This is a genomic window from Candidatus Zixiibacteriota bacterium, from assembly GCA_036480375.1.
Lineage (GTDB): Bacteria > Zixibacteria > MSB-5A5 > GN15 > JAAZOE01 > JAZGGI01.
This window is the reverse complement of sequence record JAZGGI010000042.1, coordinates 72,764-99,312: the sequence shown is the minus strand read 5'-3', so window position 1 is coordinate 99,312 and position 26,549 is coordinate 72,764. Positions and strand designations below refer to the sequence as shown.

Here is a 26,549-nt window from a genome sequence, read left to right as displayed (position 1 = left end):
ATCAAAAAAGATCATCCAGATCATCATTGCCGCCGCCCCCGCCGGGCATTTCTCCATGCTCCTGAAGATATTGCTGAATCAGCTCACTTTCGCGTTTGGTGTACATCGGGTCTTCTTCCCAAATAAACCATTTCGCTTCCCCGGGATTATCCAGGCATTTGCCCAGGCTGTCTCGGAGATTGGTCACACCTGAAATGCGAATAACTTTTTTATTTTCATCGAGCAAACGAATGACGCCCTCGGTATTTGAAATATCTTCAATCGATTTCTGATTTAACGGCAGCCAGGGTTCAGGCGGTAAAGTCGCCGGAGTGATATTTTGCCTCTGATAGCATTGCAAACAACGCCTTGATTCGAGGCAGGCTTGTTTCTCATCCATCGTAGAGGTGATTAAATCAAAATTATTTTTTCTCTGCTTCGAATTTACCGACTCAACTGAAATTCGAGAATGCTGAAAATCTTCGTGCGGAATTTCAATTCGGGAATATTCGTATTCCGAATTATTAAAATCAGTCTCTATTATACCATCACCCTCAAGAAAGATATCGATCAGATCGGCCGCTTTTCGGCCTTCGGCAATGGCGTCAATAACCGATGTCGGTCCCCGCACGATATCTCCGGCGACAAATATATTCTCAGATAATTGGCTATCAGTGACCTGCGCGATGTTTATCCCGAGCTTATCATTGAAATAGCTATTTAGCTTTTCGTCAACTCCCTGCCCGATAGCGACGATGACCGCATCGGCGACAATCTCTTTATTTTTGTTTTCATCATATTGAGGATTAAATCGTTTCTGCTCATCAAAGACCCGAGTGCAACGGATAAATTCTACTCCGGTTAATTTATCCCCATCGGAGATAAATTTCCGCGGCCCCCAGGAATTTTCGATGGTGATTCCTTCCTGTTCGGCCTGCTCGATTTCCCAGTCATGAGCGGGCATTTCGATTCGGGATTCGAGGCACACCAGAGTGACTTCATCGGCTCCCAATCGATTGGCGGTCATGGCGGCGTCGATTCCGACGTTTCCTCCACCTATGACAATTACTTTTCCGGTGAGTTTTGGCTCCCGCGATAATTTGGCCGACTTTAAGAAATCCAAAGCCGAATAAATTCCGTTTAAATTTAAATTTTCGATATTTAAATTCTTGCTCGCCGATACTCCTGCCGCTATTAAGATTGCATCGTATCCATCAGATTTTAATCTATCAATTCCGGTCGCATCGCCAAATTCATGATTTAGGTGAATCGTAATTCCCAGCTTTTCTATTGTCTTAAGTTCACGATCGAGAATATCCTGCGGCAGCCTGTAATCAGGGATGCCATGACGGAGCATACCGCCCGCTTGATTTTCTTTTTCAAAGATCTCTACCGTGTGACCCTGCATCATGAGATAATAGGCTGCCGTCAATCCGGCGGGCCCTGAACCGATAATCGCGGTTTTTTTGCCGGTATCAACCTTCTTATTTGACATCAGAAAATCAAGATGTCCGACTTTATCCGCCGCGAACCTTTTCAGGTCACATATCGCTACCGGTTTATCGATCTTGCTCCGACGGCAACCGCTTTCGCAGGGGTGAAAACAGACATACCCGAGAATGCCCGGAAACGGAACACGGGCGCAAATTACTTCCAATGCTTTCCGGTAATCGCCTTTTGCAATTAAATGCAAATAGCGGGGAATATCAATCCCGGCCGGGCAAGCGGAAACGCAGGGGAGAGCCGCACCGGCCCTAACGGGAGTCGCGCCTTCTTTATCACGCAGGGCACCCGTTGGACAAATCTCGATACAAGCTCCGCAATAGCGACAAAGATTTTTATCCGAATCGTTTCCGTCGGTAAAACCGATCCAGGCCCGGTCATCTTTCCAGACGGCTCCGAGAATATCAGCTCGGTGAATGTCATCGCATATCCTGACGCACCGAAGACAACCGACGCACAGATTATAATCGCGGATAAAAAACGGCTCATCGGATGATATTGGCCGGTTTTGGGGAATATATTTGGGCGTTTCGCCCGGAATCCCGATGTGATCGCTTATTTTCTCAAGTTCGCAATGTCCCAGTAGCGGACAGCATCTTTCGTTCACCGGAACATTGGATGAACAATCGGTGAGACTGCATCCTTCTTTCTGGGCGCAGGTCAGGCAGGCGTGGGGGTGGTCGGATAAAATCTTACTTAAGGTATCGCGACGTTTCTTTATTACTTTTTCAGACAGGGTAGAGACGCTCATGCCATCAACGACTTCTGTCACACAGGAATTTACCGGTTCCGGTTGACCTTCGATTTCAATAAGACATAAATTGCAATGGCCGTTTTCCCCAGCCGATTCGCCTGTATTCTCTGAAGGGATTTTAGTATTTGTTTGATAGACAGCCTCTGACCATTTGACTTCATCTGATGGGGAGATGTCGGGATGATGGCACAAACGAGGGATATAAATTCCGGCACCGTCGGCTGCTTCGAGTATTGTTATCCCGGATGCACATGAAATGCTTTGACCGTCTATGTTAATTTTCAAATCAGGCATTGGCGACTTTCGAAATTTAATATGCGATCCTGACCGTTAATGATAAACGGCCAGGACGAGCCAGATAATTTTCTTACCAGGAATGCGAAACCGCTCCGGGAGTGCAGGCCTCGACGCAGGGCAGAGGCGGCCTCTCACTGGTCGGTTTGCACGGTCCGCAATCGTATTTTACTTTTTTGCGATACTCTTCCTTGATCGCAACGACTTCATCATCATAATCGTCGACGATAATTTCAAACATGCCGACCGGGCAGGCCGACACGCAGGCATGATGTTCGCATTCGATGCATTTATCGGTATCGATGGTGATGAAAAAATCGCCGCTTCCATCCATATAACCGTAATTAGCCTTCATGCTGACGCTTTCTTCCTTTGCTTTTCCGTTAATGTTCTGGCAAATAAAGCCGCTCCAAAAGCTCCGGCAATTTGAGTATCGTATTTTGATTTGAGAGCGGTTACGTTTAATTCCTTTTCCAGACGTTTGACGACACCGGCATTTTTGGCGATTCCACCGGTTATGGCAAAATCTTTCTCAACTCCGACCCTCTCCAATAGCGAAACGACACGATGAGCCATGGCCGAGCAGTAAGCCGCAAGAACTTTCTTTTTGGACCAGCCTTCGCGCAGGAGCGATGACGCTTCCGATTTGGCGAAAACGACGCAGGTTGACGAAACCGGCGGAGGCTCTTCCTCAACATCAAGTGACATCTCGCCCACTTCCTCAATCGGGATCGCGAGAAGATCGGCGAAAACTTCCATGCCCCGTCCGGTTCCGGCGGCGCATTTATCGTTCATCAGGAAGTTTTTTACTTTGCCTTTTTCGTCGCACAGGATAGCTTTGCAGTCCTGACCGCCCATATCGAGGATGGTCCGGACGGTATTGCCGTACATCAAATTACCGCCCCGGGCATGGCATGCGATTTCGGTAATGGCTCGATCTGAGAAAGGTACATTGACACGGCCATAGCCGGTTCCAACCGTGTAGTGCAAATCATCAATGGTCAATCCGGTGTTTTCCAGCGCCCAGTTCATGGCGTTTTTGGCGCTGTTGGGGCTGTCCGAACCGGTGCGCATGTTGGAATACGCATAAAGTTCGCCGTCCAGAAGTATGACCGCCTGCGAGCTGACCGAACCGACGTCGACTCCGGCCGAGATGATATCGGCGCTCTTGGGGTCTTTATTTTCATCATGCCAGTTATATTCTTTCCAGCGCCAGAATTCTTTTTTATTTTCATTCATCATTTATTCCTTTCCCCGGCGACAATCGCGGCGCCGAGAGCGCTCACGTAATCCGGTTCTTCGGGAACTATCAGATCGGTTTCCAAACTTCTCTGGATGGCGTCAACAAAACCGGGATTATGAGAAACGCCTCCGATTAGGGCGATATCGTTGTTGATCCCCACGCGGCGGACCATCGAAACGATACGACTGGCAATAGCGTCATGCACGGCCCTGGAAATATCCCGCTTCGGGGTCTTGGCATGAACCAGCGAGACCACTTCGCTTTCGGCGAAAACGGCGCATTGCGCGTTCATCGGAATCGATTTGTCCGATTGCAGCGATAGTTTTCCGAATTCTTCGAGGGAGACCTCCAGCGCGCGCGACATCGATTCGGCGAACGCTCCCGCTCCGGCGGCACATTTTTCATTGACGGCAAAATCAATGACTTTTCCTTCTGCGTCAATTTTGATAGCCCTGCCTTCTTCAGCGCCGACATCAATTACGGTGTGCACACCTTCTTTCACATGAACCATACCCTTAGCGGCCGCGCCGACATCGGTAATATCGGAATTGGCGTTGGGGGCGGCTTTGCGTCCGGCTCCGGTTGCCGTGATATGATCTATCGTTCCGGGGTCGATCCCGGCTTTTTCGGCCGCCTCTTTCATACAGGCCGAAGCCGCTTCCAGCGGGTCAAAACCCATCAGGACAATGGCTTTGCCCTTGACAGTTCCATCCTGCAGAATGACCACCTTAACATATTTGGCGCCCATGTCTATACCTGCGGTAATCATTATTCCTCCTCTATATAAAATCTATTTTTCAAATTCCATCACGCGGTTTTTGCCGTTTCTTCCTGCATGTCATAACCTAATGTCTCCATGAAGGAATCAATCCGCGTCACAGTTCTCTTTTCATCAAATTCGCGTTCATCGCCCATGTTGCCTTCAAACGTCATAACCGGAACGCCGGCTTCGGCGATACCCAGGCGATTTTCCATGATACCGCAGGAAAGACCTTCGCAGCCCCGGTTAAGATGCAGCATGACGCCGTCAAGTTTCCACTGCTTGACAATTTGCAGCATCATTTCGGTTTTGAGATTGGGATCATAAAAATGCTGCCATTCCGGTTTGCATAAATTCCAATCAGCCAGCAGCCTCAGGGCTTGATCGCGGGTGGTTATATTTTCGCCTTTTTGCATCGGAGTTGTTCGGGGACCCCAGGTGCCGTCCGGTTTGTTCTCCCAAATACCAATCAAGCCGAAAGTGTACAATGATCCGACTGAAATAGCGCCGAACTTTTCGAGATATCGAAAAACTTTTAAAAATCCCCAGGGGGGCTGAGTATCGGACATCAATCGGCATTTTTCATCCGGGATAGCAGCAATATTGTTATCCACCCGATACTTTACTTCATCGCGCAATTCTTCATAAAAATCGGCAATTTCCTTGTTATGTTTGGCCAGGGTGCCATGGACATATAGCGAGTACATCGTTTTTTCATCAAGCGGGGCCGGTTTATTCATATTCAGATAGCATATTTCCGCCCAGACCGATGTCGAACGCATCTCATTTTTAACCGCTTCAATCAGAAGCTCATCCTGATACTTGCGTCCGGTGACCTTTTCGAGCCATTCAATAGACTCATGCATCTGATTGACGACGAACATCAACCGATCTTCATCGAGGTCTTTGTAAGGCCCCACCGAAACGTCGATGCAAAAATACGGAATCTTTTTATATTCGGCGACGTGCTGATACCATTTGGCATGGCTGCAGCAAATATGATCCTGAAAACAAAAATCAGGCTGGGGGTACTCACCGCCGAAGGCGTATTTGTTGAGATACATTGAGCCCCAGTAATTACGCATATAACTGCACAGATCGCGCGCCCAGCCTTTGGCTTCGGCCGCTTCCAGGCATTCCATCGATAATTTTTTGTCAAACGCGATTGAGGCGCCGTACGGTTCGCCAGTGATATTGTAAACATCATTACCCAGCCCGGCCGGAATCGCGTCGAATGACCAGGCTCCGCCCGTCCAGCGGATACCGCCTTTGGCGTGGGCGTTCTGGTAATCCTCATAATACTTTTGCCGCAGTTCTTTAGCCTTCTTCCAGCTTTTCAACGGCTCTGTTTTATATTCATTCATTTATTCTCCCTTTCTTGTGACCTTAGAATAATTCTTCCACACCCAACATTTCCAAAAACGCCTCGATCCTGATTCTAATCTGACCGACAGGAACGGTGACATCGAATTCAAGGAATAGGGTGGGGAAGTCGTTGCCGTTTAGATATTCTTTCAGCGGAACCATGTCGCATTCGTGCGGGTCACAGAATTTTTGCTGGATGAGAATAACGCCATCGACTTTGTAATCCTGAGCCAGCTTGAGGATATGCGGGAATCGAGTTCGTTCTTCCCAGTCTTTGGTCGGACAGGGGGGACGGTCAATGTAGCGATTGGTAATATCCTGAACGATGTTGCCGTTGAACTTAATTTCATTCCAGAAATAGCGCGAACCGGTACAATGGTCGTCGACGACCACCGTTGCCCCAACGCCTTCGACCATCTTGATAAATTCGGTATCATCGTTTTCTGAGCCGACAATCATCAATCGTCCGCCGGTTTCGCGATCCAGAGTCCGGGATTTCAGTTCCGGCAGGATGCGCTTCAATTCGGCATTGTGATCTTTTTTGTCAATGAAAAATGACGAGGCCACCATGACCATCGCCTCCAGCCCGGTCAGGGGAGGATCGGTCGCCTGGCGAAGCTCATAAATTTCACGCATCAGACGGCGATTTTCGTTGTGCAGCTCGGCCGCCTCCCGCAACTTTTCATCGGAAATCGGCTGGCCCGTCCATTCTTCAATGGCCTTTTTGAATTTGGCCAGTTCGGTCGCATAGTAGGTGTAAGCGTGCTCGGTCTGGACTTTGTTGGGCATATAAATGTAATAGCTGAAATCTTCGGGGACATGATTTTTCCACGAGGTATAAGTCTGCCGCAGATGCAGGCAGGATTGGGCAATGACGATGCCTTTCATGTAATCATAACGTCCTTTGAGCCCCTGGGCGAGGACATCGCGACAGAACGGGCAAAACATTCCGAAGATATGCGGCTCGGTCACGTCCTGCGGTTCGTGCGAGCCGAGCATCCTGACCGGAAGGTTGCCTGAGGCATAGATGATTTCTTCGGGAACATAGCTGCAAAAACACCCGACTACCTCGCCGTCGTTCTTGTCGAGCCAGTCGCGAGCATAATCATGCCTTTTCTCGTACCATTCAAAAAATTTGGTAAACATAATCCTCCTGTGAGTTTTTCAAGACTTTATTCCGTTTAAGAATATTTTCAAATATTGCGATGACAGCTTTTTTATATCCGAGTTCTTTTTGGGGTCATACCACATATAGACCCAGTTGAGAGAGCCAAACAGGCATAACGCCGTCAGATCGACATCGTGTTTGGACCCGCTGGTAATTTCCGAGATAACACCCTTTACCAGCCCAAAATATTTCCGCCTGAGCTTCAATATCTCGTTGTAGTATTTTCCTGATAATGATTCGATTTCATGAACGCAGACCTTGAGATTATCCATATTGCTGACAAAAAATTCAAAATGATTTTCGATGACGGCTTTCAGTTTTTCTTCCGGTGATGATATTTCTTCCAGTCGTTGGCGGAGAGTGTCGGCCAGAGTCGAAAAGGCGTGATGTTGCAAAGCATATAGAAGCTCTTCCTTGTTCTCAAAATAGTAATAGATGCCCGACAGGTTAATCCTGGCGCGAGCCGCCACGCCTCGAATAGTAGCCCCTTCAAATCCATCGCGGGCGATAATGCGTGAGGCAGCCTTTAAAATCGCATCCTGCCGTTTGTGAAACTGACGGTTTCGGCGCTGAGGCGAGGCTTTGGCTCCGGGTTGAGGCATACCCATTATCTCCTCTGAAATAAATCGAACGTTTGTTCTAATTATATCACATGTGAGCCATCAAGTCAAGTAAAAAAAACCGCTCCCTCGGTCAGGGAGTGGTTTTTTAGGATTCATGAAAATCGTAATATACCAGAAACTTACGCATCAGTACCCAAAGCGAGGATTGACAATGTTGTTATATATTGAGCCGAAGCTGTAGTTGATTCCGAAGGATATAGAATAATTGTAATTGGTAGCTAATTCAGTGCGGCGTAATAAAACATCTTCCCGGGTTCCGCCACCCTTTTTGAGTGATAGCTGATCATGAATACGGGATATGCTGCCGTACATATTAAATGATAAACCTTCAAAAATGCGCATTTCTAAATCCCCGTGTAAATTTAGGCGATATTTCGAGAAATCATGAAAGTGATGCGAGCCTGATACATTTATATCTGCTTCGCCCCAGGGTTCGATCATTTCCAGGCTAATTTCCAAGTGTTCCTTATAGAGCCATTCATTATGCTTATCGTAGAGGGTTTCCTCTTGGTAGTCCTGATATTTGGCGCCAAGGTAATATGTAAATCTGAGTTGTCGTCTGGTTGATTCAGAATACGGGAAATAGTTAAACTCCAGTCCCGGGAATATTTCGGTTCCGAATCTCAAATTACTATATGTTGAGGAATTAGCCTCAACTGCAATTCCAATCGACCAGTGATCATTCAAGCCCCAAAAGACAATTGCCGATGTGTATTTACTATTAGACTTATCAATAGTAACAACCAGCGAATCCCTTTCTTCGAGTATAACTGTTGTATCTCCTTCGGGGGATATATCCTGACCAATAACCACATCATAGAAATCATTGTATTCATATCGATCCCGGTTAAAATGGCCGGAACCTGAAAATTGCAATCGCAGGTTTTCTGTAACTCGCCTGGCCGAAAAATTACCGGATGTACTTATTGAACTGCTTGACTTTTGACCGTTAGCCCAAATACTTCCTCCCAGACGAAAGACCCAGTAGTTCCACTTATCTTTGACTTTTTCTTTTTTAATCGGAGCGGAATATGAGACTGAAAGGTGCTCTATCTGCGGAGTTCGTGCGACATATCGAACCAGCCCAGCATTGATTTTTTTAACCAGGTCTTCCCGGATGATATCCTCAGTATCCGATTCTTTTGAATAGAACACCAGTGTATCTCGCATACCGGAGAAATCTTTTTGACCCATAAATTCGATCGTATATTCTCGCCCGCCGCTGCCGGTACTCTGGCGAGTAATTAAGATATGAATATCCGCCTGCTTGCGGTCCCGGACAAAATTAGCCATCGTAATATTTTCGCGAAAATAATCAGAACCGCCGTAGGGACCATCAACGAATATGTTAATGGCGTTTTCCTCGGCTGTTTGGGTTTCTTCATTAGCCCCCTGAGCCGAAATCGAACCAACCAGAATAATAAGTGAACACACCAGAATTATCGCGATTCGAAGTTGAACTGCAGGTGTCATTTTCTCTCCTAATACAAAAATGCAATTAAGGTTTATTATTAAGAAGAGGCTAACGAAATCGACAGGAATTATAATCGATGATCTTATAGAAAGCAACGCCAGATTACATAATAATGATATCCTGACCGAATCGATCGGTGATTGCCATTGACATGTTTGCCGGCTCCTTTTATGTTCACTTCAAATCGGAGGTGAGGAGATGTATAAGATTTCACGCGCGATATTTTTAATCCTTATTTTATCCTTATTTGCTGTCGTAGGCGTTTATTCTCAGGACAACAAAAAGCCGGAAGGCAAAGAAGGAAAAAAACCGGCCAGGACAGAAGTAAAAGAAAATCTAAAAGAGACAACCCATGAGATTGTGATTAACGGTAAGAAAATAGAATATAAAGCTATCGCGGGAACGATGCCATTGAAAATTGACACCAAAGACGCCACCGCCGAGATATTTTTTATCGCATATTTTCGCACCGATGCCGGAGATCTCGCCGGACGTCCGATAACTTTTTCCTTCAATGGCGGTCCGGGTTCGTCGTCGGTCTGGTTGCACATGGGGCTTCTGGGGCCGCGCCGGGTCCTGATGACCCCGGAAGGCGACGCCTTACCGCCCCCGTATGAATTAATCGATAATGAGTACTCACTTATCGATAAAACTGATCTGGTCTTTATCGATCCGGTCAGTACCGGCTTCAGCCGTGCGGTGGAAGGCGAGGATCCAAAACAGTTTCATGGCGTCGATGAAGATATCTCCTCAGTGGGTGAATTTATCCGATTATGTCTTACCAGGTACGAACGATGGAGCTCGCCCAAATTTTTGATTGGCGAAAGTTACGGAACCCTGCGCGCCGCCGGGCTTTCCGATTATCTTCAGGGGCGACATGGTATGTACTTGAACGGCATCATGCTCGTTTCGTCAATACTTCAGTTTCAAACGGCCCGCTTCAGCGCCGGTAACGACCTGCCGTATATTCTCTTTTTGCCTACCTATACGGCGACGGCCTGGTATCACAAGCAACTCGATGGCGAATTGCAGGCGGATTTGAAAGCAACTTTGCAGCAGGTTGAGGAATTTGCCCTGGGTGAATACGCCACCGCATTGCTAAAGGGCGACAACCTGCCAGATGAGAAATGTAACGAAATAGTGGCCAAACTGGCTCGCTTTACCGGGCTCTCGGAAGAATATGTCAGGCAGACCAACATGCGCATTATGATCTATCGTTTTGTCAAAGAACTGCTTCGGGATGAGCATAGAACCGTGGGCCGTCTCGATAGCCGTTTCAAAGGTATCGATTCAGATGCCGCCGGGGAAGGCGTCGATTACGATCCCAGCTATGACGCCGTTATTCTGGGACCATATTCCACAACCTTTAATGATTACGTGCGCCGGGAGTTGAAATTCGAAAGCGAATTATCTTATGAAATTTTAACCGGCCGGGTTCGCCCCTGGAGTTACAAGCGATATCAGAATCGATATGTCAATACCGCCGAAAGATTGCGTAGCGCCATGACGAAAAATCCCTATTTGAAAGTTTTTGTCGCCAACGGCTATTACGATTTGGCCACGCCTTATTTCGCGACTCAGTATACTTTCAATCATCTCGGTCTGGATAAAAGTCTGAGAGATAATGTTACCATGGGCTTTTATGAGGCCGGACACATGATGTATATTCGTGAAGCCTCTTTGGCAAAATTACGCGGGGATTTAATTGAATTTTTGGAGATTGCGGCTAATCGGGGAGAATAACTCACGGTATCAGGTTTAAAGTTATCTCCGAATGCATTAATTGGCCGGAAGTGTTTAATTTCCGGCTGATATTTTTATCAGGAATATTTGTCAGCCTGCTTCTTTATTCTTTCCCTTTATATTTTCCCCAATGGAACAAAAATCTTACCCGATGGTTTTTAATGTATGACAGGAATGGAATCTGAGAATACTTTAAAAGCCGGTCGGTATGTTAGGATTAAGCAAATTTACATTAGGGGCGACGGTTTGCCTGCTTTTACTATTTGAGATTACAATAATGGCTGATGAAATTAAGAATAAAAAATATAATGATCTTACTCCCGCAGAAACGGCGGTAATTATTCACAAAGGAACCGAGCGTCCCTTCAGCGGTGAATTATATGATCATTGGAAAGCAGGAACTTACGTTTGTAAACGCTGCGACGCTCCGCTTTATAAATCCGAAGATAAGTTTGATGCCCATTGTGGTTGGCCCAGCTTCGATGATGAGATAAAAGGCGCCGTGAAACATCAAACCGATGCCGATGGTAGAAGAACTGAAATCCTTTGTGCAAACTGTGACGCTCATCTCGGACATCTGTTTTTGGGCGAAGGTTTCACCGATAAAAATGCGCGGCATTGTGTCAATTCCATTTCCATGAAGTTTATCCCCGAAGAAAAACCTGAAAGATATCAAAAAGCGTATATCGCAGGCGGTTGTTTCTGGGGTGTTGAATATTATTTGCAAAAGACCGGCGGGGTAATTTCAACTACGGTTGGTTATATAGGGGGCCGCACTGAAAACCCATCTTATAAAGAAGTTTGTTACGAAAACACGGGCCATGCCGAGGCGGTTGAAGTCGTCTTTGATCCCAGCCTTGTTAGTTATGAAGATCTCGCAAAATTATTTTTTGAAATTCATGATCCTACTCAAATTGATCGCCAGGGACCCGATATCGGAAAACAATACCGCTCAGCCATCTTCTATACCGATGAAAAACAAAAACAAATTTCTGAAAAACTTATCTGTATTCTTAAAGATAAGGGTTACAAAGTCGCAACCGAATTAACTCCCGTCGGTACTTTCTGGAAGGCGGAAGATTATCATCAGGATTATTATTCCAACAAAAAGGGCCAGCCTTATTGCCACGCGTATCAGAAGAAATTTTAATGGAGTTGATCGTTTTGGGAATTATTTTAATTTGAGCCTGCACCCAGAAGATTTGTCAGCGTCACCAACATTTCTTTATCGAAAGTATGAATAGTATCATACATTTCCGTGAGGGCAGGATAAGCGTCTTTTGCGTTTCGATATGATCGCTGAGTCGTCATGGCGTCAAAAACATCGGCGATAGCCACGATTTTACTGAATCTATGAATTTCTTTAGAAATCAAATTATGAGGATATCCGCTCCCGTCTTCACGCTCATGATGCTGCAAGATTGGATAATGCGACTCGTGGGGAATAATTTCCGAATTAATGATTAATTCAAATCCGTATTGAGGGTGGCGTTTTATAATTTCCATTTCAGAAGTATCCAACGGACCTTTCTTGTCCAGTATTTTTGCGGAAATTTTCGATTTTCCAATATCATGTAATAATGCGCCGATTCCCAGATGGTGAAGGTTTTGATTATCCCGAATCCCCATTTTTCTGGCCAGGGCAAGCGCGATAGTGCATACATTTACCGAATGCGTATATGTAGTATAATTAAAGGACATGACTTTCAGCATAGTCTGAAAGGAACTCTCGGTTTTTAGCAGGTGTAGCGTTGTCGATTCCACCAAAGCCAGACTGCGCTGGAGATTTTCCGGTAATGATGGTTTCTCAAGCAAATCCTTGACAACCATCTTAGCGCTATCGTAAATAATCGCGGATTTTGAATCCTCAGTGATGGTATCATCGTTTATTATGTTGCTCAAATGACGTTCAATATACCTGTGGTAAGATTTTTTGTCCTCCTGGGGCACATATAGCCGTTCAACCCCATTATCCAATAATGTCTTTCGAGTTTTTTCGGTAAATGGGAGACTTGGCGCGCGAAATAATACAAACTCCTGTTCCATCTCTATGTATAGATTGAAATCAAGCGTACTGTCAATGCGAAGAGAGCTTAGATTAATCGGCATTAATTCCTTGCTGTCGATTTGAACCATTTCGGCCATATCTGATTGTCGCCTATTATTTTTTTTATATTTCAGGTAAGTGAAATATCATATCACTTCAACCTGAGTAAGTATCTTCTACTATATTAAGAGCGCACTCATTTTACCCGGTATATTCCTCTGATAATTGCTATCGGGTATTTTGGAGGAATATTAATAACAACCGTAACATTATTCCGATAACTAAAATCACCAGTTCCCCACTATTTCATATAATCAATGATTGCCTTAAATACAAAAACAGCGGAATATAAAATAAGCTCAAGTCAGCAAAATTGAATTTCCTGAATCAGTTGACCTGATTAATCGTATTCAGTATTATAATATTTAATAAAGCAACGAATTTTCTAAGTTAATCTTTCACCCGGAGGAAATTATGAGGCGGACCTTCTTTTTATCCTTTCTTTTTTTAATTCTGTTAGCCTTTTCTTATTCAGAGATAATCCGGGCCGATCAAAACAGCGCATCGGGAAAGATCGGATATTATCGTTTTCCGGCTATCCATGGTGAAACTATTGTCTTTGTCGCCGAAGGTGATGTATGGAAAGTAAACGTTAACGGCGGCGCGGCGCGGAGATTAACTACTCATCCCGATCAGGAAACGCATCCGGTAATTTCGCATGACGGTAAAATTATCGCGTTCACGGCTCGTTATGAAGGCCCCGCGGATGTTTATATCATGCCGATAAACGGCGGACTTCCGCAACGGTTGACCAGCAACAGCCGCGCTTCATACGTGCAGGGATGGTCGCCGGACGGAAAAATTCTGTATTCGACCGGTTCCTATTCGACTCTTCCCAATACTCAGTTAGTTAGTTTGAATCCCGCCAGTGCGAAATTTGAAATCATTCCGCTTAGCCAGGCGGCCCAGGGAACCTATAATTCTTCGGGCGGCACTCTATATTTCACGCGATTGCCGTTTCAGGGAAGTTATACCAAACGTTATCGCGGCGGCTCAGCGCAGAATATCTGGAAATTCGAAAACGGCTCCGAGGAGGCGGTTAATCTAACTGACGATTATACCGGCACAAATAGTTCGCCGATGTATTATGATGGCCGCATATATTTTCTGACTGATCGCGACGGTATTATGAATGTCTGGTCGATGGACGAAGGCGGAAGCGATAAAAAGCAGCATACTTTTCAAACCAGTTTCGACGCCAAGTCACCGTCATTATCAAAAGGGAAAATAGTATATCAGGCCGGGGCCGATTTGTATCTGTATGATTTCATCGACGACACCGAAAAAAAACTCGATATTCATCTTTCATCCGATTTCGATCACCTGCGGGAAAAATGGATTAAAGAACCGTTTACCTATTTGACCAGTACGCATTTGTCGGCAGACAACGATAAAATTGTGCTGACATCAAGAGGGCGGATTTTTGTCGCGCCGGTCGAGAAGGGTCGCTTGATTGAAGCCACTCACGAAGACGGTATCCGTTATCGCGATACCCGCTTCCTGCCTGGTACCGATTCATTGATTGCTTTATCCGACGCCTCAGGCGAGATGGAATTCTGGCAAATTCCGGGCAATGGAATCGGAAATCCGAAACAGCTTACGGATAACGGAAAAATATTACGGTTTGACGGAATTCCATCCCCGGATGGGAAGTATCTGGCCTACACCGATAAAAATCAAAAACTCTGGCTGTATGATATCAATGATAACTCGCATACGGTTATTGATACCTCGGAAATATACGGCATCTCAAACGCTTACTGGGCTCCGGATAATCGCTGGCTGGCTTACTGCAAGAATGTTGGCGCAGGCCTTTTCCAGATTATCGTCTATGACCTCAAGGATAAAACCAAAATCGCGTTGACGTCCGAACGATATGAAGATTTCAGTCCGGTCTGGAGCCCTGATGGTAAATGGCTTTATTTCCTGTCTGATCGGAATTTCCAACCCATCACCGGCAGTCCCTGGGGCTCTCGTCAGCCCTTTACAGCTTTGGATAAAATGACCAAAATCTTTATGATTCCCCTTCTGAAAGATCAAGTATCCCCCTTCAAACCGGAAAACGAATTATCCCCCAAAAAAGAGGAAAAAAATGACAAGGATAACAAGGATGATGACGAGGAGAAGGAAAAATTAGTTATCTCGATTGATGCCGATGGCATTGCCTCGCGCCTGCTGGATGTCCCCGTCCCGGCGGGAAATTATTTTTCACTAAGCGCGAACGACGAGCAGTTTTTCTGGTTGTCCCGTGCCCTGCATGACAATAAAAATAAACTCCAGACTATTGAGATAAAAAACAAAGATGCCGAAGTAAAAACTTTGTTATCCGGGGTTAACAGTTATGAATTGTCGCAGGACGGTAAAAAATTACTGGTTAAAAAAGGCGACGCTTTTTATGTCATCGATGCCAAAACATCGGCCCCATCTGAGTTGTCAAAAAGCAAAGTTGATCTAAGCGATTGGACGTTTACCGTCGATCCCAAACGGGAATGGCGCCAGATGTTTATCGACGCCTGGCGGTTGGAGCGCGATTATTTCTACGATCCCGGAATGCATCAAGTAGATTGGGAAGGCATCCTAAAGAAATATCTTCCCCTTGTAGATCGTATCACCGACCGCAGTGAACTTTCCGATCTCATCGGAGAAATGGTTGGAGAATTATCGGCCCTCCATATTTATGTCTCTGGCGGTGATTTCCGCAAAGGCGATGATGATATCAAAACCGCCTCGCTGGGAGCGCTTTTGATGCGGGATGAAAAGCAGGACGGTTTCCGAGTTGAATATATTTATCAATCCGATCCCGACGAGCCTCATACCGGCAGCCCCCTAAATGCTCCGGGTGTTGATGTCAATAAAGGAGATATAATCATCGAAGTTAATGGCGTATCAGCCCTTTCAGTTCCTCAACTGGAGATGCTGCTTCGTGGTCAAGTTGGGAATCAGGTTCGCATAAAAGTCAAATCTACCGATAAGGGCGACAGTCGTGATGTTATCGTAAAACCGATTTCGACCAGAACGGCTCGCAATCTCAGGTATATAGACTGGGAATATTCGCGGCGTCTGAAAGTCGAGGAAGACAGCGATGATGACATCGGATATGTGCATCTTAGAAATATGGGAACCAGCAGTTATACCTACTGGGTGCGCGATTTTTATGCGTCTCTCCATAAAAAAGGACTCATTGTCGATGTACGCAATAATACCGGCGGGAATACCGATAGTTGGATTTTATCATCATTAATTCGCAAACCGTGGGTTTATTGGAAATCGAGAACTGGTCGGCCATACCCCAATATGCAAAGTTCTTTCGGTGGTCATATTGTGGTGCTGTGTAATGAGTGGACGGCCTCCGACGGCGAGCTGTTCTGTGAAGGAATCAGACAGCTCGAAATCGGCAAAGTCATCGGGGTCCGAACCTGGGGCGGCGAAATCTGGCTATCATTTAACAATCGCATGGTGGACCGGGGTATCGCGTCAGCAGCTCAGTCCGGTGTTTATAACGACGATAGCGAATGGGTTATTGAAGGACACGGATTTGAACCGGATATAATTTTGGATAATCCGCCGCATGAAACGTTTATGGGCAAAGATGCCCAACTGGAAGCGGCTATCGAATATCTGAAAGAACAAATTAGACAGCATCCGGTTGAGATTCCCACACCTCCGCCATACCCGGATAAATCATTCAGGAAGAAATAAGAACTGTGAGCCCGGTTTGATAGCCGGGCTTTTTTTATGCTTGTTGATTTAAGTCATCAAAATTGCTATCGCAAAACCATTTTTTAATCATTATCAATCTTCCATCGTTTTTATATTCATCATAAACATTTTTTCCTGAATTGACCATTTTGTGGCTAATCTCTTGAGGATTTTCATGCAACAAAACAAGTGCATTATCCATACTTGAACCAAGCCACTCCAACAAACGGCCATTTATGCCAATGTCCGACCATCCATATCCTGACATTAAGATTCTATTATGTTTGTTCAGACATTCATCAAAATGATAAAGAATATGCTTGAAAATGCCAAAATTGTACTTAAATAACTTATTAACAGATCCGGATAAAAACATCGGCATCCAAGTAGAAACATCATAATATTCACCATTCAAATCACGACAATGCATATAATCGTTTATTGTATCTACTCCATACCTTTTGAGCACAACTGGTTTTCCGTTTTCAATAATTTCTCTTTCAAAGCGAAACCAATTTATTGAACCATGTAATTTGAAAACACGAACCTTGTCGCAAGATTCGAATGGATTTTCACTAATAAACCTAATATCGACTTCCTTTTTGTCAAATCCATCAGAATATTCAATACCTGAACTTTCCAAATACCTTTCAATCAATAAATCATGATTTAAAGTAGCAATATCTACACCAATATTGTTTTCAATAAGTTCCTTTATTAAATCAAAACCTTTAACTATATTTTCATTTGTTAACAATCGCCATACTACGCAATGAATTAAGTATACTGCATATTTAGCAAGCTTATTTAGTTGTCCTAATGATTCGGTTTGCATTTTCATTTCTTTTATAAATGGATTTACAGCAGGATTGTTAGTTATACCGTACTCATTCTCCGAAATTTGTTGGCATACATAATATAAATCTTCATAATTACATGCCTCACCCGTTCGTTCTAAATAGTAAGGATCGATGACATCTTTCAAAATACTCAAAAATGCCTGTATCTCTTTTGTGTTATCATTAGAGGGTATTACTATATCAGAAGTTATTGGCCAGTAATTCTGATCGGTATACTTAAACCATTTGCCATCTAATACTTCATTGGTAATTTTATTAACATCCGGCAAACCAGATTTATATGAAACCCCTGAACCCAAAAATACTAACATTCTTGAAGTTTCACTATTTGAGCTATATATTTTGTCTGACACAATTTCCTCCAAATGCGTTTAATAAGAAAAAAATAGTTAATTGATTAAGTATTTGCAATGTAATAGATGACCGATGGCCTACTGCAACTTTTTCTGGAGGGTTCCCGCTTGGAGTAATCGCAATTATTCAACCAATCTGATGTATTTTCAGAATTTATCCGAATATGTAAGATGGAGTATATAAAGGCAAAAAGTCAAATGAGAAAAAGACTTTGTATGAGAATGGACAAAGGCTGTATGGATTCCCGCTTTCGGGGGAATGATAAAGTGTATTACCCTTCGCCTGTCGTAATCACCACCGGTTTGATATGACCCAAAACGTTATTCTGAGGAAACAAACCCATTTGGGATTGAAAAATGTTTATTTGACAAAACAAATCCAATTTGCTGTAACCTATAGGAGAATATCGCATTACACGAAATTTTATGAAAAATAATGTGGATAACTTTGAAAAACTAATGGGGCGAAATTCCTGAGGATTTCGACAATGCTACAAAAACAGGAAAATAATCAATTTGTAGTAAAAAATCGGCAAAAGGACAATCGCCAATGCTCGCACAATAAAAACTACGACTCGTCCTTTGAACAAATAGTAAGGCTTTCCATGTTTTACAAAAGTAATAAAGGCCGTAGCGTAATTGATTGTCGAAAAAACAAAGAAGATCAGCGTGAAAGTAAACATCAACGATTGACCGAACGAAAACGAAACCATATAACTGCCCATTAGATGGGCCAGGGCGCCAAAATAGTATTTCCCAATAATATCCGAAGCGGGAACAGCATCCCGTTTACCCATCACAAACAACCCGGCCAGCACAATTAAAATATCACGTCCAATAACCAAAAGCACTAACCATAGCGGAAAATCACGGATTACTACCAACGCGACAATTAGAAAAATCGCGAGAATTTTATCGGCCAGAGGATCGAGAATTAACCCCAGCTTTGTTACCTGATTTAGTTTGCGGGCCAGAAAGCCATCAAGAAAATCAGTGATTCCCGCTATAATTAAAACTAATAGTGCGATTCGATCGGCATTATGTGAATCTGAAATCATTATCAGAATAATTATCGGGGCCAGAATTATGCGAGTGATTGACATCAAATTCGAGGGCAGGAAAATATGCTTAAATTCAATATTATCAGTCATGCCAATCTACCGCTTTTAATGTATTCGCTTTTGGGTACTAATTACGCCTGATAATAAATCAAAATAGACGGTCTGACAACTTAATAAATTCTCGGAAATGCAACCCGGAAATGGAAAAAATTATATGGACTTGTCGTGTCTATTAGAAACAGATATATTTAAGGCCAATATTTTTAACGGCAAGGACTGCTATGAATAAGAAAACAACAAAACCGGAATCATTTGAGGATTTTAAAAATTCATTCAGCTATGGATCGCGTACTGATTTGAATTTCAAATTTCTATCCAATCTCACCCCGGAATTGGCGGCTGATTTCTTTCAACAGTTGCTCTGGAAAATCGGCGATTCGTTTGATGATAAAGATTTTGATGGGATCATTGAGCATGTGACCGAATGGCAAATGAAGGCTTATGACTCAAAAGGCAAATGGCAGTATGACGATAAACCATTTGCTCGCCCCGCCAAACCGGTATCACAAATGAAACTGACCCTCCTCACCTCCACCGGTCATTTTGCCAGAGGCGACGATCCCGAACCGCTGGGACGCAAGAATATGACTCAGGAAGAAGCGATAAAAACCATAGGCGAAACAATCAAGCTCCAGCCCGAATTATCTAAGATTCCTTTTGATATATCAGAAAAAGATATCATGGTTCGCCATGCGGGTTATGATATTCGGGGAGCGCGAGCCAATAGTAATGTTTGCTTTCCGTATAAACTATTAAATAGACTACATAACGAAAGTGTTATCGGTTCCCTGAGTCAATACGCTTATTCCTTTGTGGGAGCCTGCTCGCAATTATTATTGAATCAAAAATCCGTTCCCGAATGGACGAAAGCATTTCAGGATGAAGAAATTGAGGCGGTTATCATAATCCCCGTCTGACCGGTGTGTCATGTGTCCGTGGGGCACATCGCGCGAGCCTTTGAAAAGGCCGGGATTGCCACCGTAGTTATCGCCATTCAGGCCTTTTGCACTACTCTGGAAGCTATGTCACTGCCGCGGTTAGTGACCACTCCGCATCTTTTAGGGCGTCCGTTGGGTTTGCCTCATGACGAAAAAAGGCAATTGTATATCCTGAATGAAGCCCTCAATCTCATCGATACTGCTGGCGAAGGCGGGACTATTCTGGAAATTTCTAAAGCATAAAAAAACCGGCCGAGATGATTCGGCCGGTTATATCCCAAAATCATTTATTAATCGGAATTGATAAACCAGTCGTTAGCGAGTCTCTGAGTAACTTCGACTATTTCTTCGTTTTTTTCCTGAAGAGCCGACCGCTCAATGAGGCTACGAATTGTATTTTTCAAAAGAAGCATCTTATCTCTGGCGGGAATCAATGCCGGGTAATACTCATTGGTGAAAAATATCCGGAATCTTTCTCTCATCCGCTCGTCATCGAGCATCTTCCCAATCGCTTTTTCCAACTCTTTACCGGTAAGGTCATCGAGTTTTTCTTTGGGGGAGCACATTAAATCGATCGTGTAATCTATATTCTGATTGGCCTTAAACCGCATCAGCCAGCATTCCACAATGCCCAGCGAATTGACGGTTATAACATTGACATTGATTGTTTTTTTATCGGACTTGGCCTCGACCCCTTTGACCATCGGGATATAATAATTATCGGTGATGGCCCCAAAAGCGCTGAGGCCTCCGGCAAACGGATCTTCGACGATGTCGGCAACGGTAAAATACGGCTTTCGTTCAAAACGAGCGTCCTGAATTGTCAGGAATTCCTCTTCGGTAAAATGGAATCTTTCCTTCCAGCGTTCATCTGGGGTAAGCTTGGAATTTGTTAATGCCGTCTGGCTCGTCAGCATCCCGATCATCTGGCCGCCCCGCCAGACCAATGGCAGTACACCGATAGCCCATTCTGCCGATCCACCAATTTCGCCTATCATTGAATGTAATCCGTGGCCATCGGGGAATCGCAAACCATTCAGACCGAGAAACACTGCCGGTAGTAAGTCACCGTCTTTGTCCATTGGAGTGGTAATCCCCTCCAGGTGCAGTTGACTAATCATTGGCTGATGCCGAGCCCGGTCGAGAAAGAAAGCGCTTAATTTGCTTTTGTCGGAAAAACCGTATGACTGTGAAATGATATCGGTAATCTCGGAAGTATCCAGTTCCCGTGGATTGAATTCCTTAAAATAATTTCCAGAACCCCATCGTTGAACATAAATATCCGGCAAATGCCGCTTGACTCCTGATTCGGTTACGAACAGAGCCGTCATACTGGAATGGAGCCCCTTGACCGATTTGGTCGTACCTTCGACAACGTCGCTTCCCATCGAAAGAAGAGTAACGTTTCGCGGCATGGTCAAGCCGTATTGGGCGCGATGGTGTTCTTTTCCAAAGACCGCCCCAACGGCGATAGTCGGATTACCGCCCGGCTCTTTTCCCGGCTTGGCGCGGGCGCCTTCGGTGATGGTCGATTCAATCAATACTTCCTCACCGATTGGCAAAGTCTCGGTCGTTGTCTGGAGTACTTCCGACATGATTTGCGCCGCCGTTCGGTCGTTGGCACGCTTAAGATTATTGGTGAGTTCTTTGGTGATAAGCTCTTTTGGTACGTTACACAAACTGCCTCGCCCATGCAGCCCAACGGCCACGGCTGACAACGCCGCTGATAAAATTACCGATTGCCGCAATTGCCGATTACGAAGCGCACCGAGATTGGACTTATAATTAATTTCTTCGCAGAGAGTGACGATGTCACAGGCATTGAGCGTCAAATCATAATTGGCCAAAACGGCTTTATGGCGATGATTAAATTCAATGATTTGATCTTCGTTAAATGATTGGGTATCCTGATAGCCGTCATACGACAACCGTTCATCCGCGATATTAAATCCCAGGCTTTTGTCCATGTTTTGACCCCGCTATATGAGCTTTCAATAAAAAGTATAATCGCCCGATTATAAATACTCAATTGTATTGATACAAGAAATATCTGAAAACGAGTGATATTTAATCAATGTCAAGCTGACCAATCAGTTTTTGTATTTCCAGAAAAGTAATACGAGCGCTGTACCGAGCCGAGATTAAAAAAATTTGAGACCTGTTGAAATTCACCTGGGCATCTCGAAATTCAAGCGAGCTTGAAGTTCCCAGTTGATAACGGTCGTTCTGCAATTCGAGATTTTGCGAGGCGGCCGTCACATTCTGCTCTTCGAGCTCGACCAGTTTCAACTGGCGCAGGAATGATTCATATTTTTCATTAACCAATCCCGACAATTGAATTTCCTGTTCACGCAGGTTCAATGCCTGATTTTTTGCTGTAAGTTGGGCTGCCCTGAAGTTGATCCGGTCGCTGCCTCCGTTGAATAAATTATATGACAGGTTAAGGCCGATACTGCCATCGGTGCTCTGGGAAGTTATATCTTCGCCTGCATCACGTCTCGTCGTACGGTCGGAATATCCATATGTAGCCTGCAAGGATAAACGAGGCAAAAATCTGGTACGAGCCAGGGCGACGTCTTTATCGGCCACGATTTTCCCCTGACGGGTTAGACGCAAGCCACTGTTTTTCTCCATAGCCAAATCAAGAAGCTGGTCATAAGTTATATTTAAGGAAGGGATTTCGATTTCTTTCCTAACGGAAATATCTTTCGTCGGATTCTGGCCGAGCAGGACGTTCAAATCCTTGCGGGCGATAACAACCCGTATCTCCTGATTCAAAAATGCGGCTTCGTCATTATTGAACGATACCCGAGCGTTTAATAAATCAGTCGATGACGCTCCTCCAACATCATGACGTACCTGTTCTTTTTCCAAACGGGTGCGCGAAATTCCCATGGTTTCCCGGGCAACATCAAGGAGCATCTCCTGACGTATGAGATTGAAATAGGACGCCGAAATGGCGACCACATAATTTTCAATTATTTCCCGGGATTGATAAGTTCCCAAGCGGGACAGGGCATTGAATCGAGATTTATTCGAAAACATCCCCATACCGTCAAAGAGCGTCCAGTTGAGTGATAATTGTCCGGATATATTTTCTACGTCGGTACTTCCAAAACTAAACGGAGAGTTAGTTTCCACGTCGCCGTGGCTCAATAAAAAATTACCCGTGGCGTCGATTTTGGGCAAAAATCCGGCTGTTCCCAGAGATGTGTTTTGTTGAGCGATGCGAGCGGAATTGCGAGCTATCTGAATATTGTTGTTTTGCTTCAATCCAATTTTGACCGCGTCCTCCAGCGTTAATTCGTTTTGACCGTGCGAATTTATCGCGCAGAACGCGGCGATGAATATAATTAAAAGAAATTGTCTCAAATATATGAAGCGCAAAATAACCTCCCGCAATTACTCAATAGGTAAAGTTTGCATTTCCTTGACCGCCGGTTCCACCGATTCACTGGTTGCTTGTCGATTCAGAAAAAATCTGGTCGCACGCACGCGAATATCATTGACTGCCAAAAATGTCGCCGGTAATATCAGCAGAAGAATCAAAGTCCCGAACACCAAACCATAAGCGACCGAAACCGCCATCGGAATTAAAAACTGCGCCTGTCGGCTGGTTTCCAGAATCAGCGGCGCCAGCCCCAATGCGGTCGTCATCGTCGTCAGAATAATCGGGCGTAGTCTGATCAATCCTGCGTTATGAATGGCATCGATAACTTTTTGGCCATTTCTTAAATTTCGATTGATCTGGTCGACAAGGACGATGCTGTCATTGATGATAATGCCGGATAGAGCAATGGTGCCGAACATCGATAACATGTTTAGCTGAATTCCCTGAATGCCATGACCCCAGATTGCTCCGAGAAATCCGATGGGAATCAGTGAAAATATTATCATCGCCTGCAGGTATGACCGGAAGACAAGAATCACCAATATCACCATGGCCATCAGCGCAATCGGGAATGCCCGCCGAATTGACGCCTGACTCTTGGCCTGATCGCGCGTCTGGCCTTCAAAGGAATAGGTAACGCCCGAAACTTGTGACAGAACCCGCGGCAGGACTTCAAATTCTATTTCGTTTAGAATCGGCGGCAAATCATCGCCGATATTGGCCTGATTGGCCTCGACTTTAACCTCGCGCATACGATTGAGATGATTAATACTGGTCACACCCCGCTCAATATTATAATCGGCCAATTCGGAAAAAGGATATTCCTCGCCGGTCCGGGTGCGAATACGCATATTATCGAGAAATCCCAGAGCCGCTCGCTCTTCCGGTCGGTACCGAACCCAGACGCGAATCTCATCGCGCCCGCGCTGAATTCTCTGAATTTCCTGCCCGAAAAATCCCTGACGTACCTGCCCGGCGATATCCCTCAATGTCAATCCCAGGGCATGGGCTCTCGGCTTGAGAGTGATATTAACTTCCCGGCGTCCTTTATAATCAGAATCAGTTATGTCTTTCAGTGTAGTAAAATTCCTAAGTTCCGCCACCAATAATTTTTTGGCGGTCTGCAATTGATCGGGATCCTTGCTCAGCAAGCTGAGCGAGACCGCTTTTCCAAAATGCCCCGATCGACCAAAGGTCATATTGCGCACTTCGGGGATGTTGCCGACCTTGTCCCGAATGCGATTCCCGATTAAGTAACTTTCCATCTCCCGTTCTTCGCCGTCGAGTAATTGGATAGTCAAACTACCGGCATGACTGCCCGATTCTCCCAAAGCATTAGATCCAACATCCCTCTTGATGCCCAAAATGATATCTAACGAATCATCCCGTTCGTCTTTAATTTCTTCGTTAACTTCCCGGGCAGCTTTTTCAATTCTTTGCAATATGGCGTCGGTGTCGGCTTCCTGTCGGCCTGAAACTAAAGAAACATTGACCGGGATTACGTCCGAATCGACATAAGGGAAGAATGTCACTCCGATATGTCCGCCGAATACCAGACCGATAGTCATTAAGACTAACGCGAGAGGAGCGGTTATCACCAGCCATTTATATTTCAGAGTCGTCCGGAGGATCGGGGAATATATATCATGCGTCAGTTTGTGAATGAATTTTTCAATCTTTTTTCGGATCGGGGGATCCTGTTTGTGCGGCCGCAGTCCCTTTGAATGAGCCAGATGCGAGGGGAGAATCAGGAAGGCTTCGACAAGAGAAAACATAAGCGACGCACTGACGACCAGCGCCATCTGCCAGATGAATTTGCCCATCATGCCGTCAAGAAAAAAAAACGGCATAAAGGCCATGACAGTCGTTAGAACAGAAGTTGTAACGGGAGCCATCACGTCCCTGGTTCCGTTAATCGCCGCCGTGAAGGCGCTTTCCCCCCTTTCAAAACGAGTGTAAATTTTTTCCCCGACGACAATGGCGTCATCGACTAAAATACCTACAACAATTATCATGCCGAACAAAGAAATGACGTTGATAGTGATGCCGACTGCGTTAGCGACGATAAACATCCCCGCGAAGGAAAAGGGGATACTTATCGCGACCCAGAAAGATAATCTTAGATTAAGGAAAAATCCGAGAGAGATAACTACCAGAATCAAACCGATTATACCGTTTTTAACCAAAAGCTCAACACGCTGGCGCAAGGGAATCGTTCGGTCGTCGAGGATTTTGGCCTCAACGGTATCATGCTCAAGATTGAATTTCGCGATTTCCTCTTTGGTGACATTAGCGATCTTAATTATATCTTCCTGTTGGGTGCGATCGATGTTTATTATGACCGCGTTGCGACCGTTATAGAAACTCTTATCCGGAACATCTTCCCATTGTTCTTTGACCTCGGCGATATCGCTCAGATAAATACTGGTTCCGTTCGGATTACCGCGGATAGGAATATTTAAAAGCTCAGTCATGAAATAACCCTGACCCCAGGCGCGAATAAGAATCTCTTCGTCGGGGGTTTCGAATTTCCCCCCGGAAATATTAACATTCGCCTGTCTGATAGCATTAGTTATCTCATCAAATGTAAGTTGGTAGCGGCGCAAATCGGATTCGGATACTTCTATGGAAAATTCCAGATCGGGCAGACCCTGAAGAGATACCTGGGAAATCTTAGGACGGGCCAGCAAATTATCACGAAACTCCTCGGCGATAAATTTCAGGTTATATAAATCGGCCTCACCGTACAAAACGACCGACAAGGATCGCATCCGAAATTCCTGCTGAAAAATAACCGGTTTTTCGCTGTCTTCCGGAAACGATCCGATTCGGTCGACAGCATTCTTGACGTCGTTGAGGGCTTTTTCAATATCAGCGCCTTTGGTTATTTCAATCGTGACCCGGCCGATATTTTCCCTTGAAACCGAGGTGATACGATCCACGCCCTCCAGACCATCCAGTTGTTCTTCAATCTTTAAGACTACTCCTTCAGCAACCTCGTCCGGTGAAGCCCCGGGATAAGGCACCATGACGTTTATGATATCGGGTGTCGTTTCCGGGAAAAACGAAAAAGTCATCTGTGACAGGGCAATTAAACCGAATGCGATGACGCTTAGTTTCAGAACCGTGACCCAGACGGGAAAACGAATCATGTAGGCGATTAATCTATTCATA

General features: G+C 44.9%; 19 protein-coding genes. 5 read left to right on the top strand and 14 right to left on the bottom strand.

What is annotated here, in order from left to right; translation table 11 throughout:
* Position 1: 1 nt before the first annotated feature.
* From V3V99_12975 to V3V99_12940, 8 genes are all read right to left on the bottom strand, one after another.
* On the bottom strand, positions 2–2,530 hold the full coding sequence (locus tag V3V99_12975; GenBank protein ID MEE9443570.1) for an FAD-dependent oxidoreductase: 2,529 nt from the start codon (positions 2,528–2,530) through the stop codon (positions 2–4).
* Between the two features lie 73 nt (positions 2,531–2,603).
* On the bottom strand, positions 2,604–2,885 hold the full coding sequence (locus V3V99_12970; GenBank protein ID MEE9443569.1) for a 4Fe-4S dicluster domain-containing protein: 282 nt from the start codon (positions 2,883–2,885) through the stop codon (positions 2,604–2,606).
* Positions 2,882–3,769 (bottom strand): benzoyl-CoA reductase, bzd-type, subunit Q, encoded by an 888-nt coding sequence (gene bzdQ / locus V3V99_12965; protein MEE9443568.1) that lies wholly within the window; start codon positions 3,767–3,769, stop codon positions 2,882–2,884. The genes V3V99_12970 and bzdQ overlap by 4 nt, the downstream gene beginning before the upstream one ends.
* The gene (locus V3V99_12960) at positions 3,769–4,542 is read right to left on the bottom strand and encodes an acyl-CoA dehydratase activase (GenBank protein ID MEE9443567.1); all 774 of its coding nucleotides are present in this window, start codon (positions 4,540–4,542) and stop codon (positions 3,769–3,771) included. Before V3V99_12960 ends, bzdQ begins: the two co-directional genes overlap by 1 nt.
* 38 nt (positions 4,543–4,580) lie before the next feature.
* Positions 4,581–5,897: a benzoyl-CoA reductase, bzd-type, subunit O gene (gene bzdO / locus V3V99_12955; GenBank protein ID MEE9443566.1), complete on the bottom strand. Its 1,317-nt coding sequence runs from the start codon at positions 5,895–5,897 to the stop codon at positions 4,581–4,583.
* A 22-nt stretch (positions 5,898–5,919) separates the two neighbouring features.
* Positions 5,920–7,044 carry a benzoyl-CoA reductase, bzd-type, subunit N gene (gene bzdN, locus V3V99_12950; protein MEE9443565.1) on the bottom strand — a complete coding sequence of 375 codons (1,125 nt, stop codon included), beginning with the start codon at positions 7,042–7,044 and terminating at the stop codon, positions 5,920–5,922.
* Positions 7,045–7,062: 18 nt separating this feature from the next.
* On the bottom strand, positions 7,063–7,668 hold the full coding sequence (locus tag V3V99_12945) for a TetR family transcriptional regulator (protein MEE9443564.1): 606 nt from the start codon (positions 7,666–7,668) through the stop codon (positions 7,063–7,065).
* Positions 7,669–7,815: 147 nt separating this feature from the next.
* Positions 7,816–9,162, bottom strand: a complete 1,347-nt coding sequence (locus tag V3V99_12940; protein MEE9443563.1) for a hypothetical protein — start codon at positions 9,160–9,162, stop codon at positions 7,816–7,818.
* 199 nt (positions 9,163–9,361) lie between these two features.
* Between V3V99_12940 and V3V99_12935 the strand changes: the two genes are divergently transcribed.
* Positions 9,362–10,906, top strand: a complete 1,545-nt coding sequence (locus V3V99_12935; GenBank protein MEE9443562.1) for a peptidase S10 — start codon at positions 9,362–9,364, stop codon at positions 10,904–10,906.
* 277 nt (positions 10,907–11,183) lie between these two features.
* The gene (locus V3V99_12930) at positions 11,184–12,056 is read left to right on the top strand and encodes a bifunctional methionine sulfoxide reductase B/A protein (protein ID MEE9443561.1); all 873 of its coding nucleotides are present in this window, start codon (positions 11,184–11,186) and stop codon (positions 12,054–12,056) included.
* Between the two features lie 26 nt (positions 12,057–12,082).
* On the opposite strand, the gene V3V99_12925 is transcribed toward V3V99_12930, so the two are convergent.
* The gene (locus V3V99_12925; protein ID MEE9443560.1) at positions 12,083–13,051 is read right to left on the bottom strand and encodes an HD domain-containing phosphohydrolase; all 969 of its coding nucleotides are present in this window, start codon (positions 13,049–13,051) and stop codon (positions 12,083–12,085) included.
* Positions 13,052–13,427: 376 nt separating this feature from the next.
* Here V3V99_12925 and V3V99_12920 point away from each other — a divergent pair, with 376 nt between their 5' ends.
* A complete protein-coding gene (locus tag V3V99_12920) occupies positions 13,428–16,712 on the top strand; it encodes a S41 family peptidase (GenBank protein ID MEE9443559.1) in 3,285 nt (1,094 codons plus the stop codon).
* Between the two features lie 34 nt (positions 16,713–16,746).
* On the opposite strand, the gene V3V99_12915 is transcribed toward V3V99_12920, so the two are convergent.
* The gene (locus V3V99_12915; GenBank protein ID MEE9443558.1) at positions 16,747–17,925 is read right to left on the bottom strand and encodes a hypothetical protein; all 1,179 of its coding nucleotides are present in this window, start codon (positions 17,923–17,925) and stop codon (positions 16,747–16,749) included.
* 491 nt (positions 17,926–18,416) lie between these two features.
* A complete protein-coding gene (locus V3V99_12910) occupies positions 18,417–19,076 on the bottom strand; it encodes a CDP-alcohol phosphatidyltransferase family protein (GenBank protein ID MEE9443557.1) in 660 nt (219 codons plus the stop codon).
* Positions 19,077–19,267: 191 nt separating this feature from the next.
* Here V3V99_12910 and V3V99_12905 point away from each other — a divergent pair, with 191 nt between their 5' ends.
* Positions 19,268–19,963 (top strand): glycine/sarcosine/betaine reductase selenoprotein B family protein, encoded by a 696-nt coding sequence (locus V3V99_12905; GenBank protein ID MEE9443556.1) that lies wholly within the window; start codon positions 19,268–19,270, stop codon positions 19,961–19,963.
* 12 nt (positions 19,964–19,975) lie between these two features.
* Positions 19,976–20,227 (top strand): hypothetical protein, encoded by a 252-nt coding sequence (locus tag V3V99_12900; GenBank protein MEE9443555.1) that lies wholly within the window; start codon positions 19,976–19,978, stop codon positions 20,225–20,227.
* Positions 20,228–20,274: 47 nt separating this feature from the next.
* On the opposite strand, the gene V3V99_12895 is transcribed toward V3V99_12900, so the two are convergent.
* From V3V99_12895 to V3V99_12885, 3 genes are all read right to left on the bottom strand, one after another.
* Positions 20,275–21,951, bottom strand: a complete 1,677-nt coding sequence (locus tag V3V99_12895) for a fructose-bisphosphatase class II (GenBank protein MEE9443554.1) — start codon at positions 21,949–21,951, stop codon at positions 20,275–20,277.
* A 100-nt stretch (positions 21,952–22,051) separates the two neighbouring features.
* Complete coding sequence (locus V3V99_12890; protein ID MEE9443553.1) at positions 22,052–23,371, bottom strand: TolC family protein; 1,320 nt, start codon at positions 23,369–23,371, stop codon at positions 22,052–22,054.
* Between the two features lie 15 nt (positions 23,372–23,386).
* On the bottom strand, positions 23,387–26,548 hold the full coding sequence (locus V3V99_12885) for an efflux RND transporter permease subunit (GenBank protein ID MEE9443552.1): 3,162 nt from the start codon (positions 26,546–26,548) through the stop codon (positions 23,387–23,389).
* Position 26,549 lies beyond the last annotated feature (1 nt).